Source organism: Halorubrum sp. B52 (assembly GCF_059752555.1).
In genome coordinates this window covers 159,944-173,096 of the sequence record NZ_MWTG01000007.1, presented here as the reverse complement: position 1 = coordinate 173,096, position 13,153 = coordinate 159,944, and the positions used below count along the sequence as shown (strand labels likewise).

Genomic DNA, 13,153 nt, shown 5'->3' with positions numbered 1-13,153 from the left:
CCTATTTCCGGTGCATGAACGGCCAGGTTTCTCTCCCGGAATGGGCGGGAGACGTCTTCTCGGCGTACGATCAGGTGTTGTCCGAACTGTTCTGGTTTCTCGCGGGGTTCGTGGTTATCTACCTCATCGGCCAGGCGTTCCTCGTTCCCCTCATCACCCGCGTCGTCAGATCGCGCAACCGGAACAACCCCACGATCGAGACCGCAGTGAAGACGTATCTACGGGTGGTCCTGATCGGATTCGCGACCCTCACTGGCATCATCGCCGCCGGCTACGGGCGAGTGCTCTCCGAGTCGGCGGTCATTATCGCGGCGCTCACGTTCGCGTTCGGGATCGCCGGTCAGCAGGTGTTCGGGTCGCTTATCAGCGGGATGTTCCTCGTCTCCGACCCGGATTTCAACGTCGGCGACTGGATCGAGTGGCCGGGCGGCAGCGGCACCGTCGAAGCGGTCGACTTCCGCGTCACTCGGGTCCGGACGCCGGACAACGAGACCGTCTCGGTCCCCAACACCGAACTCACATCCAACGCCATCACCCGACCCTACGGCCGGAACACGTATCGAATTACGGAACAAGTGTACGTCGCCTACTACGAGGACGCCGAGCGAGCCCTACTGGAGTTACAACGGACCGCCGCGACTCTCGAGTCGGCCCTCGGCGATCCGGCGCCGAACGCGCGCCTCGTCGAACTCGGCGAGAACGCGATCACGATACAGGCGGAGTTCTGGATCGACGATCCGAGAGACAGGGACATGATGACGATTCGCTCCGACTTCCGCCGAGCAGTGAAACGGCGCTTCGACGAGGAGGGGATCACGCTCGCTCCCCCGTCTGCGCAGTTACTCTCGGGGGAACTGACCGTGACCGAGCGTCGGACCGAGTCGTCCGCCCCGAGCGGGTGAAACTGATCGCAGGAGAGTGCGTGGGACGTTCCCGTGGACTTCCGTGATACGGGACGTCGACGGAGCCGTTACGCGCCCAGCCGGAACCCGGTCATCAGGACGACGATCCCGAGCATCACCGCGGCCTCGAACAGGCCGACCACGAGGTTCTTCTTCTCGATCGATTCGAGCCGCGAGGCGTCCGGGTCGGGCGAGAGCGTCTCGTAGTAAGCGCTGAGCTGGAGCCGGTGCGGGACCGCGAGCCCGAACGCGAACAGCCCCCAGCCGAGCCCGAGCGCGGCCGACGACCACGTTCCGGCGAACCCGTACCCCAGCCCGAGGTCGGGGGTCAACAGGACGGTCCCCGAGAGCACGGTCGCGAGCGAGAAGCCGACGAGGAAGAAGACGGCCTTCGGGACGAGCGTCGTCGTCACCGCGGCCGACGCCTCTTCCCCGAGACCGCCGAGCGTCGGCCCGATGATCGACGGGAAGATGAGCGCGAACCCGAACCAGACCGCGCCCGCGGCGACGTGCGTGTAGAAGAGCAGTTCCGTGCTCGAAAGGAGGAGACTCGCGCCGAAGAAGGCCAGCGGGACGAGGAGGCTCCCGGCCGCGAACGCCGGGTTCGCCGCCGCCGCGAGGTGCCGAACGCGCTCCACTACGGTACCGTCCGTCACGTGTCCGTGCTCGTGACTCACAGCCATGAACCGATGAACGTTAATATATCTGATAATAGTAACGATCTGGGCAGTCCTCTGACAGGAACACCCCGCCGAGCCCGAGCGGACGTGGCGGACCGCAGCTCGGGCAGGTCCCGCGCGGCCGCGCCGCTCGTTTTAGTGGCCTCGCACTCGCTCGGCCGCTCACTTCTCGATGATGCTCTCCTCGACCGCCTCGCCGAAGTGCCGCGCCACGTCCTCGTAGTAGACCAGCGCCTCGTCGCCCTCCTCCAAGTCCGTGACCGCCTTCTTGCCGTCCGCGGTCGCGACCTTCACGGTCTCGGCGTTCTGGATCAGCGTCTCGACGCGGTCGACGCCCTCCTCCGTCTCGACCTCCGCCTGAATCCGGAACATCGGGCGCTTCTCGATCTTCACGCGCCCGACGATCGCCTCCCGGGTGTGGCCCGCGGTGTCGACGATCTGCACCTCGTCGCCGCTGGACAGCTCCGCGAGGTAGTTCGTGCCGCCCTCGGCGTTGCGGACGTAGGCGTGGACGGCCCCGGCGTTCACGCGGAACGGGCGCGACTCGACGTACGGCGACTCCGCGGTTTCGGCGTGGACGAAGAACAGCCCGCGCGACATCGACCCCACGAGCATCCCCTCGTCCTCGTCCATCAGCGACCCGGTGTCGATGCAGACGCGGTCGGCCATCCCCGTGCGCTCGACCGCGGTCACCTCGGCGTGCCGGAGGTCCAGCGTCTCGCGGTCGGCGGCGTCGCGGGCGTCGACCGCGCCCCGGATCTCGTCCGGCGAGTCGCTGTCGAGGAGCACGCCGTCGGCGCCGATCTCCAGCGTCTCGAAGGCGGTCTGCGCCTCCGCTGCGGTCGTCGCGCCGGCGACGAGGTGCGTCTCCTCGCCGACCCGCGCGATCAGGTTCTCCAGCGGGATGATCGACCAGTCCTCGCCGACGACGATCGTGTACTCGGCGTCCGCGGCCGCCTCCTCGGCGAAGCGCTCGTACTCGGTGCCGAGCACGCGGACGTAGACGCCCTGCGCGCGGTCGTCGCCCCGGCGGACCGTCGTGAGGTCCGCGGAGCCGGAGAAGTCGTTCGGGAGGTCGATCGTCCCGTCGCCCTCGCCGCCCTTACCGACGAAGTAGGCGTCGGCCTCGGCGTCGCTCTCGGCGTCGTCGATGACGTCCGCCTCCGAGCGGAACGCCGCGACCTTGACGTCGCCGAGCTCGCGGACGCGACCCACGTCGGCCTCGTCGACGAGCACCCAGTCCGCGCCGGCCTCGATGGCGGCCGTGATCCGTCGCTTGCGCGCCTCCCAGTCGCCGACGCTCCCGTCGGCTTTCACCCAGACCGTGCGTGTCATTGTCGGAACCTCACGGCGGGCGGGCTTGAAAACTGCGGAAGGGTCGCGCGTTGCGGGCGACGGGTCGATCGCCAATTGGTATTAGTCGCCGCGGGCTGTCGGTGGCGGTATGTCCGACCCGCCACAGATCGTCGGTATCCCCGGAAGCCTGCGCGAAACGAGCTACACGCGTCTGGGAATCGAGCGCGCGCTCGACGGCGCTCGCAGGGCTGGCGGGCGCGCCGAACTGATCGACCTCCGCGAGTACGACCTCCCGACGTACGACGCCGATCGCGACGAGGCGGGGGACGCCGACGCGTTCAAAGCGCGGATCCGCGAGGCCGACGCCGTCCTCCTCGGAACGCCGATGTACCACGGCTCGTACTCGTCCACGCTGAAGACGGCGCTCGACTACTGCGGCTTCGAGGAGTTCGAGGACGAGACCGTCGGGCTCCTCGCGGTCGCCGGCGGCGGCTTTCCGGTGACGGCGTTAGAGCACCTCCGCTCCGTCTGCCGGGCGCTGAACGCGTGGGTGATCCCGCATCAGGTGGCGATCCCCCGCGCTCACGCCCAGTTCGGGGACGGCGACGTCGTCGACGAGGGACTCGACGAGCGAACGCTCACGCTGGGCCGCCGCGCCGTGCAGTACGCCAATATCGAGCCCGACCCGGACTCGTTCGAGGGAGAGCAGAACGTCGGCGCGAGGTGACTGTCGAGCCTCGCCCGCGGCCGTGATTCCTCGGCGGTCGTGAGCCGACGACTACCGCGAGCCGACACCCACCGTGAGCCGACGCCGGCGCGCCGCGAAGACGACAAAGCACTTACCACTGAGATCGTATCGTTCGACGTATCCTTCGAATGACGACACTACGCCGGCGGCTCTCGACGGCGGGGTCCCGATACGCCGCGGCGCGGGAGTCCCTCCGCGGGCGCGCCGCGCCGCACCTCGGGATCGATCCGCGAGCGCTCGGCGCGTTCCGGATCGCGCTGGCCCTCCTGCTCCTCGGCGACCTCCTCGTCTATCGGCTTCCGGAAGTAGGCGCGTTCTACGCCGACGACGGCGTCCTGCCGCGCTCGACGCTCGCCGAGGTCTACCCGGCGTTGGAATCCGTTTCGGTCCACGCGATCTCCGGCTCGGCGCGGGTACAGGCGCTGCTGCTCGCGGCCGCCGCGGTCGCCGCAATCGCCCTGCTCGTCGGCTACCGGACGCGCGCGTCGACGGGGGTCTCCCTCCTCCTGCTCGCGTCGCTGTACGCCCGGAACCCGTACGTGATCAACGGCGGGAACACGATCTTGGTGGTGTTCCTGTTCATGGCCCTCTTCCTCCCGCTGGACGCCCGCTGGTCGACGGGCACGGACGGGCGGGTCGGCCGCGACGGCCGCGACGACCGCGTCGACCGGAGAGATGTCGTCGAACGAGCGGACGACGAAGGGACGGAGTCGGCCGACCGCCGGATCTGTTCGCTCGGAACTGCCGTCACCCTCCTGACGCTCGTGTCGATCTACGCGGCGAACGTGGTCTCCAAGTACCGGAGCGACGCGTGGATGTCCGGGACCGCGGTCCCCCGGATCTTCCAGATCGAGGAGTTCGTCGTGGGACTGGGTCCGCTCGTCTCCGAACACGCCGCGCTCCTCGCGGCGATGAACTGGCTCTGGGTCGCGCTCCTCTCCGCGTCGGTGCTGCTGATCGTCGCGACCGGGCGGCTCCGGGCCGCGGTCGCCCTCGCGTTCGTCTCCGCGCACCTCGGCATGGCCGCGACGATGCGGCTCGGCGCGTTCCCGTTCGTGATGGTCGGCGTGCTGCTCCTGTTCCTCCCTCCGAGGGCGTGGGACGCCGTCGAGTCGATCGCGTCGAGACTCCCCGTCCCCTCTCGGTTCGCGGAGCGCGCGTACCGGAGCGACGGCGGAAGCACGGAGGAACCCGCGTCTCCGGTCCCGTACAGGGTTCGTCGCGGGATCCGAGTCGGAGCCGCCGTACTGCTCGTGGGCTTCTTCGTCGCGCTCGTGTGGTGGCAGGCCGCGGGAGTGGGGCTCGTCGACCTCCCGGCGTCGGAGTCGGCCGGTGAGCTGTCCGAGGTCAGCTGGTCGTTCTTCGCGCCGAACCCGCCGGACACCTCCAGCTGGTACGTCGTCCGCGCGACGCTCGAATCCGGCGAGTCGGTCGGCGTCCGGGACGGGGGCGCGGTCTCGTTCGATCGCCCGCCGGACGCGGCGGACACGTACCCGTCGACCCTCTGGCACCAGTTCGGGCACCGGATGCGGTACGCCGGAGAGACGCGGTACCGACCGGTGGCGGAGTACGTCTGTGAGCACGCGGACCGCGACGTGGAGTCGGTGACCGTCTTCCACGTCGAGCAGGGGATCGGTCCGAGCGGGCCGGTGGGCGAGCCGGAGCCGCAGAAACGGATCAGCGCGGCCTGTTGAGTTCTCTGTGGTCCCTTCGCGTCGACGACTGAGTCGGCGTCTGGGCGGGGCGAACGGTGCGCCTCGATCGGGTCGTTACGCCTCGACGAACCCGCCCGCGCGGAGCGCCTCGTCGACGTCGGCGTCGTCGTGGACGATCGCCGAGACCGCGCGGGCGATCCCCTCCGGGTCCTCGTGCTGGAAGATCGACCGCCCCATCGACACGCCGGCCGCGTCGCCGTCCATCGCGCCGCGCACCATCTCCACGGTCTCCCGGTCGGTCCCCTTCGAGCCGCCGGCGATCACGACCGGGAGCCGGGTCGACTCAGTGACGCGGGCGAACGAGTCGCCGTCGCCGGAGTACCCCGTCTTCACCACGTCGGCGCCGAGCTCCTCGGCGAGCCGGACGGCGTGCCCGAGCGACTCGGGGTCGGTCTCGTCGACGCCCTCGCCGCGCGCGTACGCCATCGCGAGCACCGGCAGGCCGAGGCGCTCGGCGTTCGCGGTCAATTCCGCGAGCTCCTCGATCTGGTCCGGCTCGTGCTCCGAGCCGACGTTGATGTGGAAGGAGACGGCGTCGGCGCCCGCGCGCACCGCGTCCTCGGCGGTGGCGGTGACGCGCTTGTCGCTCTCGTCGGGGCCGATCGTCGTCGACCCGTTGACGTGGACGATGTAGCCCGCGTCGTTCTTGTTCGGGTGGACGCGCGGCGCGACGCCGCGCTGGGTGAGGACCGCGTCCGCCCCGCCCGAGGTGACGCCGTCGATCGTCGATTCGATGTCGACGAGGCCGTCGACGGCGCCCATCGTGATCCCGTGGTCCATCGGGACGATGAGGTATCGGTCGTTCGTGGAGATGCGTTCGAGTCGTGCCGAGAGTCCTGCTGTCATGGTGGGTTCGGTCGTTGTGTGAGAGTGTGGCAATCGCAGGTAAGTGGGTTTCGTTCGGGGTCGTATTGGCTCGAATCCGCGGTCACCGCGACTCCGCGGTCTCGACGCGGGCGGCGTAGCCGCGCTCGGCGCCCGCCTTCAGCTCCCGCGAGAGCGCCTCCAGCCGGTCCGCGACCTCGTCGGTCGGCAGGTCGTCGTCGACGCCCTCGGCGACGATGTCGACGAGCGCCGAGCCGACGATGATCCCGTCGGCGCCGCCGGCGACGATGCGCTCGGCGTGCTCGCCCGCGGAGATACCGAATCCGACGGCCTTCGGCACGTCGTACTCGGCGAGCCGGTCGAGGCTCTCCGTGGTCTGGTCGGAGACGTCGTCGCGCGCGCCGGTCGTCCCGAGCCGCGCCTGCACGTAGACGTACCCCGACACGCGGCTCATGATCCGGTCGAGCCGGTCGCCGACCGTGGTCGGCGCGACGATGAAGACCAGATCGAGGCCGAACTCGTCGCACGCCTCGCGAAGCGGGTCGGCCTCCTCGGCCGGGAGGTCGGGGACGACGAGCCCCTCGATGCCGGCCGCGGCGGCGCGCTCGACGAAGGGACGGGGGCCGGTTTCACCTCCGTATTGGTAGATCAGGTTGTAGTACGTCATGCACACCAACGGCGCCTCGACGTCCAGCTCCTCGGCGAACGCGAAGAACCGGTCGGGCGTCATCCCGCCGTCGAGCGAGCGCACGAGGGCGCCCTGGATCGTCGGCCCCTCGGCGATGGGCTCCGAGAACGGGAGCCCGAGCTCGATGACGTCGGCGCCGCCGCGGTCGAGCGCGCGGACGTACTCCAGCGACGCCTCGTAGGAGGGATCGCCGACGGCGAGATAGGGGACGTAGGCGGGGCCGTCGGCGAAGGCTTCGGCGATGGCCGCCGAGTTGCCCGTCTCGGGCATTTAAATACCCCCCGTGAACATCGACATGTCCGGCGCCTCGTCGATGTCGCGCTTGTCCGTCTCCTCGATGGCGGCGTCGAGGTCCTTGTCGCCGCGCCCGGAGACGTTCACGACGACCCGCTCGCCGAGGTCCTCGTGATGCTCCTCTAAGAATCCGAACGCGTGGGCGGTCTCCAGCGCGGGGATGATCCCCTCCGTGCGCGAGAGCCGGTGGAACCCCTCCAGCGCGGCGTCGTCGTCGACGGCGACGGGGCTCACGCGCCCCTCGTCGACGAGGAACGCGAGCTCCGGGCCGACGCCGGCGTAGTCGAGTCCGGAGGAGATCGAGTGGCTCTCCATGATCTGGCCGTCGGAGTCCTGCAGGAGCTTGGTGCGCGCCCCGTGGAGCACGCCCTCCTCGCCGGCGAAAAGCGAGGCGGAGTTCGGGGCGACGCCCGCCTCCTCGTCGACCTCCAGCGTCGAGCCGCCGGCCTCGACCGCGTGGAGCGCGACGTCCTCGTCGTCGACGAACGCGGCGAACGCGCCCATCGTGTTCGAGCCGCCGCCCGCGCAGGCGACCACGTCGGTGGGGAGCTCGCCCGTCTTCTCGACCGACTGCGCGCGCGCCTCCTCGGAGATGACCGCCTGGAAGTCCCGGACCATCACCGGGAACGGGTGCGGGCCGACGATCGACCCGATGACGTAGTGGGTGTTCTCGACGGTGGTCGCCCAGTCGCGCATCGTCTCCGAGATGGCCTCCTTCAGGGTGCCTCGCCCCGCGGTCACCGGGTTCACCTCGGCGCCGTTGAGCTTCATCCGGAAGACGTTCGGGCGCTGGCGGTTGATGTCGCGCTCGCCCATGTATATCTCGCAGGGCATGTCGAGGTGCGCGGCCGCCATCGCGGTCGCGGTGCCGTGCTGGCCGGCGCCCGTCTCCGCGATGATCCGCTCTTTGCCCATGTACTTCGCCAAGAGGACCTGCCCGAGCGCGTTGTTCAGCTTGTGCGCGCCGCCGTGGAGCAGGTCCTCGCGCTTGAGGTAGACGTCGGTGTCGTAGCGCTCGGAGAGCCGGTCGGCGCGCTGGAGGGGGATCGGGCGCCCGCCGAAGTCGGCGAGCCGCTCCCGGAACTCGTCCATGAACCCGTCCTCGTTCTCCAAGACGTACCGCTCGTAGGCGTCGGTCAGCTCCTCGATCGCCGGCATCAACGCCTCCGGGACGTACTGGCCGCCGTAGCGGCCGAACTTCCCGTCCTCGCGGCCGCGCTCGCGGCCCGGGCGTCGCGACAGCTCCGCCCGCGTTGCTCCCGCGCCGGTCGTCTCGCTCGTGGTGGATCCGGTTTCGCTCATGTGGGTGTCTCCGTGGTGTCTCGCTGGTCCTCGTCGTCCGCGACCGCGTCGTCTTCCGCGGGGTTCCCGCCGCCGTCCGCCTCCGCCCGCGTCAGCGCCCGCGTGTTCGCCTCGACGTCGCCGTCCATGATCGCGCTCCCGACGAGCAGCGCGTCGGCGCCCGCCGCCCGCATCCGGCGGACGTCGGCCGGCGAGCCGATCCCGCTCTCGGCGATCAGCGTCGCGTCGTCGGGGACGTGGGGCGCCACGGACTCGAAGGTTCCGAGATCGACGACCAGCTCCGCGAGGTCGCGGTTGTTCACGCCGATCGTCGTCGCGCCCGCGTCGAGCGCGGCGTCCAGCTCCTCGCGGTCGTGGACCTCGACGAGGACCTGGAAGCCGCGCTCGCGGGCGGCGGCGAGCATGTCCGGGAGGTCGTCGCCGACGAACCGCGCGATCAGCAGGACGACGTCGCTCTCGACGGCGTCGAGCTGCGACTCGTCGACGACGAAGTCCTTGCGGAGGACCGGCACGTCGACGGCCTCGCGCACGCGTTCGAGCACCTCGACGCTCCCGCCGAAGTGCTCCGGCTCGGTGAGCACCGAGAGCGCCGCGGCGCCGCCCGCGACCATCCCCTCGGCGAGCGCGACGGGGTCGTCCTCGCGGGTCCCGTCGGTGGTCGGGCTCGTCGGCTTGACCTCGGCGACGACGGGCACGCGCCCGTCGGCCTCGGCGCGGTCGAACGCGGCGCGCAGGTCGCGCGGGTCGACGTCGACGCGGTCGGTTCGGCCCTCGGCCGCCCGGTCGCGTGCGGCCGTCAGTATCGACCTGACCGCGGGGGCCAACTCGGTTGGATCCTCCATTAGTGTACACTAATGCACGTATCTGTTCATAAGGCTTGCGGGCGGGATCGCTCGGTGCGGAGTCCTCCGGGGCCCGGCCGTCGGCGTCGCCCCCCTCGTTTTAACCGTCGGGGCCGTCGTGTGACGGGTATGAATACGACGGGAACGTCGGGCGTCTTCGCCCGCGAGTTCGAGTCCCTCGACCGCGCCGTGGAGGTCGGGTTCGCCGGCGGGCGGGTCATCTCGGTGTCGTTCCCGGCGGAGGTACCGACCGACGCGGAGGCGGACCACGAGCTGCTCGACCGGATCGGCGCGTACGTCCGCGGGGAGCGCGACGAGTTCGCCGAAGTCCCCGTCGGGCTCACGGTGCCGACGGACCGCCGCGACGTCCTCGAGGCGCTCCGGACGGTCCCCTACGGCGAGGAGGTGTCCGTGAGCCGGCTCACGCGGCTGGCCGCGCTCGACGCGGACGACCCCGACGACCTCGAGCTCGCGAAGAGCGCGCTCGACGAGAATCCGATCCCGGTCCTCTTTCCGGACCACCGGGTACAGGGCGGCCCGTACGCCACGCCGGGAGACGTGCGGAACGCGCTGCGACGCGTCGAGGGACTGTAGCCGGGACGTCCGGGTCGGGAGTTCGGCGACCTACTCGGACGGCCGCTCGCGACCGTGCTCCTCGATGTTCTCCCAGACGACCGTCATCAGCTCCCCGGTCTTCTCGACGAGGTCCTCGACCGCGCCGCCGGCGTCGGCGGGCGCGCAGCCGAGGTCGCGGACCGCCTTCGTCGCCGAGGTGTGGTGGACGTGAACGAGGTCGTCGCCCTCGCGCTCGTACACGATGGTCGTGCACGGGAGCATCCCGGCGAGCGTGGGGTCGATCTCGATCGCGTCGAACGCGATCTCGGGGTGACAGACGACGATGAGCGCGGTCCGCTCGACGTCGTCGTGGCCTAACATCCCCTCGATCATCCGATCGAGCCGCGTGACCTGCACCGTCTCGAAGTCGGCGAGCTCGTGTTCGATCTGCACGAAGGGGACCGCGTCGTCGAACGGCATGTCGAGGGTCGTGTGGAGCGCCTCGTCGGCGGTCGGCGCCGGCGACCCGCTCTCGGCGTCGCTCATGGGTGCGACTCCGACCGCGGCGGCAAAACCGTCACCCGGCCCGTCAACGACTGCCGCTACCTGTGACGGAGCGCGCCCTTTGCCGGTCGGGACGGACTTATCGGTCGGAGTCGCCTTGCACCGCCCATGATCGAGCTCTCACGGGCGGTCTACGACGACATCGTCTACCACGCGTACGGCGGCGGCGAGGCGGAGATCTGCGGCGTCCTCGCCGGTACCCACGGCGACGACGGGGAGCCGAGCGTCGTCACCGAGACGTATCAGGCCGAGAACGTCGCCGAGACGCCCCAGATCCGCTACCTCATCGACCCCGAGGAGCAGTTCGAGCTCATCGAGACGATCGAGGACGAGGGGCTCGACGTGGTCGGCTTCTACCACTCGCACCCCACTGGCCCGACCCACCCGAGCGAGACCGACGCCGCGCGGGCGACCTGGCCCGACCACTCGTACGTGATCTGCGCGCTGGACGGCTACCCGTTCGTCGGCTCGTGGCGCTGGCGGGGAGACGAGGACGGCTTCGAACAGGAGACGGTCTCGGTGCGGAGCGAGCGCTAGGCCTCTTCTTCGGCATCCCGCCGGTCCCGAACCACGAGGACCGGGCCGACCGAGGCGGCCGCGATCCGCCCGCTCTCGTCGCCGAACACGAGCGACCGAAACGAGGGCGCGCGCTCGCCCATCACGACCGCGTCGTGACCGGGCACCGCGTCGATCAGCGCGTCGAACGGAGACCCCTCCGTCGCCAGCGTCGTGTCCGCGTCGATGCCCGCCTCGCGAAGCCGATCGGCCGCGGCCGCCAGCCGGGCCGCGTCGTCGTCGCCGGCGTCCGCCGTGGTGCCGTCGTCGGGGGCGGTGGGAGGCGCCTCCCCGCCCGCGAGGAACAGCGTGACGCCGATGTCCCGACCTGCGACGAGCGTCTCCACGAACGAGAGGAGGCTGTCGACGTCGACGTCGCCGGAGAGCGACACGAGGAGCCGGTCGACGTCGCCGGTCGTCCCGGAGACGGCGAACGCGTCCGCCCCGGCCTCGTCGGCGACGCGGTCGAACGTCTGCTCGCGGTCGTGCGTGAACACGAGCCGGTGGTCGGCCGCGCCGCCCGCCGCCCGGAACTCCTGGCTCAGGTCCTCCAGCGCCGACGTCGCGCGCTCCTCGAACTGGAGCCGAGCCTGGTCCGGCGGCGTCTGCTCCGGGAGGACGTGGTAGCCGAGCACCGTCACGTCGACGGCCCCGAGCAGCGACATCAGGCCGGGCGAGACGCTCTCTCCCTCGAGCACCGCGACGGGAACGAGCACGCGTGTCATTACAGGGCCCCCTTGAGTTCCACGTCGCGGGCGTAGTAGAAATACCACCCGGCCGTGACGGCGATGACGGCGATCCCGACGGCGATCGAGAGCTGGTTCATGAACGCGATCAGTCCGAAGCTGGCGAGCGCGCCGAGGACGGGAACGACGGGGCCGCCCGGCACCACGAACTCCGGATCGTACCACTCGGGACGGTCGCGGCGGATGGCGACGAGCGCGACGCACATCAGCCCGTACATGACCAGGTGGAGGAAGGACGCGACCTCGGCGAGGAGCTGGACCTGCCTGGTCGCCGCGAGGACGATCACCGGGCCGCCGGCCATGCCGAGCGCGACGTGCGGCGTGCCGTACCGCAGGTTGATCCGACTCGCCCGCCGGGGAAGTAGCGCGTCCTTCGAGACCCCGTAGATCGCCCGCGAGGTGCTGAGTATCGACGCGTTCGCCGACGACATCGTCGCGAGCAGCCCGCCGGCGATTATCACGAGCGCCCCGGCCGGACCGAGGAGCGCCCGACCCACCTCGACCATCGCGGTCTCGCCGGCCGCCAGCAGCGTGTCTCGCTGGAATACGCTCGTCGCGACGAAGATGGTCAACACGTAGAGCACCGTGACGATCAGGACGGAGCCCACCATCGCCAGCGGGAGGTTCCGGCCCGGGTTCTTCATCTCGCCGGCCACCGTCGCGACCTGCGCGAATCCGAGGTAGGAGGTGAACACGAGCGCGGCGACCGAGAGTATCGGGACGGCCTCCCAGACGTCGGCCGCTTCCCCGGGCGGCGTGTCGACGGCGACGACCCCGAACGCCTCCAAGAGGCCGAACCCGAGGAAAGCGACCAGCATCGAGAGCAGCAGCGCGACGATGCCGTTCTGGAGCTTCGCGGCGTTCTCGGTGCCGGTGACGTTTAAGACGGTGAACGCGACTCCGGCGAGGACGGCGATGGCCGAGACGATCCCGCCCGGTTCGGCGCCGACCGTGAGCCCGACTTGCGCGAGCGCGTCGAGCGCGTAGAACCCGAGTCCGACGAGGTAGAACGCGGTCGCGAACACGAGCCCGAGCCACAGCGAGAGCCCGATGACCGTGCCCGCGAGCGTGCCGAGCCCGCGCGAGACGAAGTAGTAGCCGCCGCCGCTCCGCGGCATCGCCGTCGCCAGTTCGGAGGTCGGGAGCGCGACGAGGAGGGCGACCGCGCCGCCGACCGCGAAGGAGGCGGCCGCCGCCGTGCCGATCTCCCCGCCGGCGAGTCCCGGGAACACGAAGATCCCGGCGCCGATCATCGTTCCGATTCCGATCGCGAGGCCGCCGCTCAGCCCGATGGTGCGCTCCAGTTCCGCGCCCTCCGTGATCGTCGCCTCCTCGGTCTCGACGACGCGTTCGGCGACCGGCGCGTCGCCGTCGAGGTTGCGGCCGCGCGGCTCGTCGGTCATACGCTCTCGAATACGGACAGTCGCCGGATAAGTGTGGA

General features: G+C 70.4%; 14 protein-coding genes. 5 read left to right on the top strand and 9 right to left on the bottom strand.

Features of this window, described 5'->3' with window-relative positions; all coding sequences use genetic code 11:
- The first annotated feature begins 14 nt into the window (after window positions 1-14).
- Entirely contained in the window at window positions 15-902 is an 888-nt protein-coding gene (locus B4V04_RS02360) for a mechanosensitive ion channel family protein (protein WP_498228832.1), read from the top strand.
- A gap of 68 nt (window positions 903-970) precedes the next feature.
- On the opposite strand, the gene B4V04_RS02355 is transcribed toward B4V04_RS02360, so the two are convergent.
- Entirely contained in the window at window positions 971-1,585 is a 615-nt protein-coding gene (locus B4V04_RS02355) for a hypothetical protein (RefSeq protein ID WP_498228830.1), read from the bottom strand.
- 159 nt (window positions 1,586-1,744) lie between these two features.
- Entirely contained in the window at window positions 1,745-2,917 is a 1,173-nt protein-coding gene (locus B4V04_RS02350) for a 3-dehydroquinate synthase II (protein ID WP_498228829.1), read from the bottom strand.
- A gap of 109 nt (window positions 2,918-3,026) precedes the next feature.
- Here B4V04_RS02350 and B4V04_RS02345 point away from each other — a divergent pair, with 109 nt between their 5' ends.
- Window positions 3,027-3,605 (top strand): NADPH-dependent FMN reductase, encoded by a 579-nt coding sequence (locus tag B4V04_RS02345; RefSeq protein WP_498228827.1) that lies wholly within the window; start codon window positions 3,027-3,029, stop codon window positions 3,603-3,605.
- Between the two features lie 149 nt (window positions 3,606-3,754).
- On the top strand, window positions 3,755-5,320 hold the full coding sequence (locus B4V04_RS02340; protein ID WP_498228825.1) for an HTTM domain-containing protein: 1,566 nt from the start codon (window positions 3,755-3,757) through the stop codon (window positions 5,318-5,320).
- 75 nt (window positions 5,321-5,395) lie between these two features.
- Here the strand turns inward: B4V04_RS02340 and B4V04_RS02335 are convergent, their stop codons facing one another.
- The 4 genes from B4V04_RS02335 to trpC form a co-directional block, all read right to left on the bottom strand.
- Window positions 5,396-6,187, bottom strand: coding sequence for a 2-amino-3,7-dideoxy-D-threo-hept-6-ulosonate synthase (locus B4V04_RS02335; RefSeq protein WP_498228823.1), 792 nt, complete (start codon window positions 6,185-6,187; stop codon window positions 5,396-5,398).
- A gap of 82 nt (window positions 6,188-6,269) precedes the next feature.
- Window positions 6,270-7,124, bottom strand: a complete 855-nt coding sequence (gene trpA / locus B4V04_RS02330; RefSeq protein ID WP_498228822.1) for a tryptophan synthase subunit alpha — start codon at window positions 7,122-7,124, stop codon at window positions 6,270-6,272.
- Window positions 7,125-8,450 (bottom strand): tryptophan synthase subunit beta, encoded by a 1,326-nt coding sequence (gene trpB / locus B4V04_RS02325; RefSeq protein ID WP_498228820.1) that lies wholly within the window; start codon window positions 8,448-8,450, stop codon window positions 7,125-7,127.
- Window positions 8,447-9,292: an indole-3-glycerol phosphate synthase gene (trpC, locus tag B4V04_RS02320; RefSeq protein WP_498228818.1), complete on the bottom strand. Its 846-nt coding sequence runs from the start codon at window positions 9,290-9,292 to the stop codon at window positions 8,447-8,449. Before trpC ends, trpB begins: the two co-directional genes overlap by 4 nt.
- A 129-nt stretch (window positions 9,293-9,421) precedes the next feature.
- On the opposite strand from trpC, the gene B4V04_RS02315 reads away from it, so the two are divergent.
- Window positions 9,422-9,886 carry a methylated-DNA--[protein]-cysteine S-methyltransferase gene (locus B4V04_RS02315; RefSeq protein ID WP_498228816.1) on the top strand — a complete coding sequence of 155 codons (465 nt, stop codon included), beginning with the start codon at window positions 9,422-9,424 and terminating at the stop codon, window positions 9,884-9,886.
- A 30-nt stretch (window positions 9,887-9,916) separates the two neighbouring features.
- Here B4V04_RS02315 and B4V04_RS02310 read toward each other — a convergent pair whose 3' ends face one another.
- Window positions 9,917-10,393 (bottom strand): DUF302 domain-containing protein, encoded by a 477-nt coding sequence (locus B4V04_RS02310; protein ID WP_498228815.1) that lies wholly within the window; start codon window positions 10,391-10,393, stop codon window positions 9,917-9,919.
- A gap of 126 nt (window positions 10,394-10,519) precedes the next feature.
- Between B4V04_RS02310 and B4V04_RS02305 the strand changes: the two genes are divergently transcribed.
- On the top strand, window positions 10,520-10,948 hold the full coding sequence (locus B4V04_RS02305) for a desampylase (protein WP_498228814.1): 429 nt from the start codon (window positions 10,520-10,522) through the stop codon (window positions 10,946-10,948).
- Here the strand turns inward: B4V04_RS02305 and B4V04_RS02300 are convergent.
- Complete coding sequence (locus B4V04_RS02300) at window positions 10,945-11,691, bottom strand: universal stress protein (RefSeq protein ID WP_498228813.1); 747 nt, start codon at window positions 11,689-11,691, stop codon at window positions 10,945-10,947. The two genes, B4V04_RS02305 and B4V04_RS02300, sit on opposite strands and share 4 nt — an antisense overlap.
- Window positions 11,691-13,115, bottom strand: a complete 1,425-nt coding sequence (locus tag B4V04_RS02295) for an APC family permease (protein WP_498228811.1) — start codon at window positions 13,113-13,115, stop codon at window positions 11,691-11,693. The genes B4V04_RS02300 and B4V04_RS02295 overlap by 1 nt, the downstream gene beginning before the upstream one ends.
- Between the last annotated feature and the right edge of the window lie 38 nt (window positions 13,116-13,153).

Coding starts and splice junctions, on each gene's coding strand:
- B4V04_RS02350 (WP_498228829.1), bottom strand. CDS start 2,917: ATGACACGCACGGTCTGGGTGAAAGCCGACGGGAGCGTCGGCGACTGG.
- trpA (WP_498228822.1), bottom strand. CDS start 7,124: ATGCCCGAGACGGGCAACTCGGCGGCCATCGCCGAAGCCTTCGCCGAC.
- B4V04_RS02315 (WP_498228816.1), top strand. CDS start 9,422: ATGAATACGACGGGAACGTCGGGCGTCTTCGCCCGCGAGTTCGAGTCC.
- trpB (WP_498228820.1), bottom strand. CDS start 8,450: ATGAGCGAAACCGGATCCACCACGAGCGAGACGACCGGCGCGGGAGCA.
- B4V04_RS02335 (WP_498228823.1), bottom strand. CDS start 6,187: ATGACAGCAGGACTCTCGGCACGACTCGAACGCATCTCCACGAACGAC.
- B4V04_RS02345 (WP_498228827.1), top strand. CDS start 3,027: ATGTCCGACCCGCCACAGATCGTCGGTATCCCCGGAAGCCTGCGCGAA.
- trpC (WP_498228818.1), bottom strand. CDS start 9,292: ATGGAGGATCCAACCGAGTTGGCCCCCGCGGTCAGGTCGATACTGACG.
- B4V04_RS02360 (WP_498228832.1), top strand. CDS start 15: ATGAACGGCCAGGTTTCTCTCCCGGAATGGGCGGGAGACGTCTTCTCG.
- B4V04_RS02355 (WP_498228830.1), bottom strand. CDS start 1,585: ATGGCTGTGAGTCACGAGCACGGACACGTGACGGACGGTACCGTAGTG.
- B4V04_RS02300 (WP_498228813.1), bottom strand. CDS start 11,691: ATGACACGCGTGCTCGTTCCCGTCGCGGTGCTCGAGGGAGAGAGCGTC.
- B4V04_RS02295 (WP_498228811.1), bottom strand. CDS start 13,115: ATGACCGACGAGCCGCGCGGCCGCAACCTCGACGGCGACGCGCCGGTC.
- B4V04_RS02305 (WP_498228814.1), top strand. CDS start 10,520: ATGATCGAGCTCTCACGGGCGGTCTACGACGACATCGTCTACCACGCG.
- B4V04_RS02310 (WP_498228815.1), bottom strand. CDS start 10,393: ATGAGCGACGCCGAGAGCGGGTCGCCGGCGCCGACCGCCGACGAGGCG.
- B4V04_RS02340 (WP_498228825.1), top strand. CDS start 3,755: ATGACGACACTACGCCGGCGGCTCTCGACGGCGGGGTCCCGATACGCC.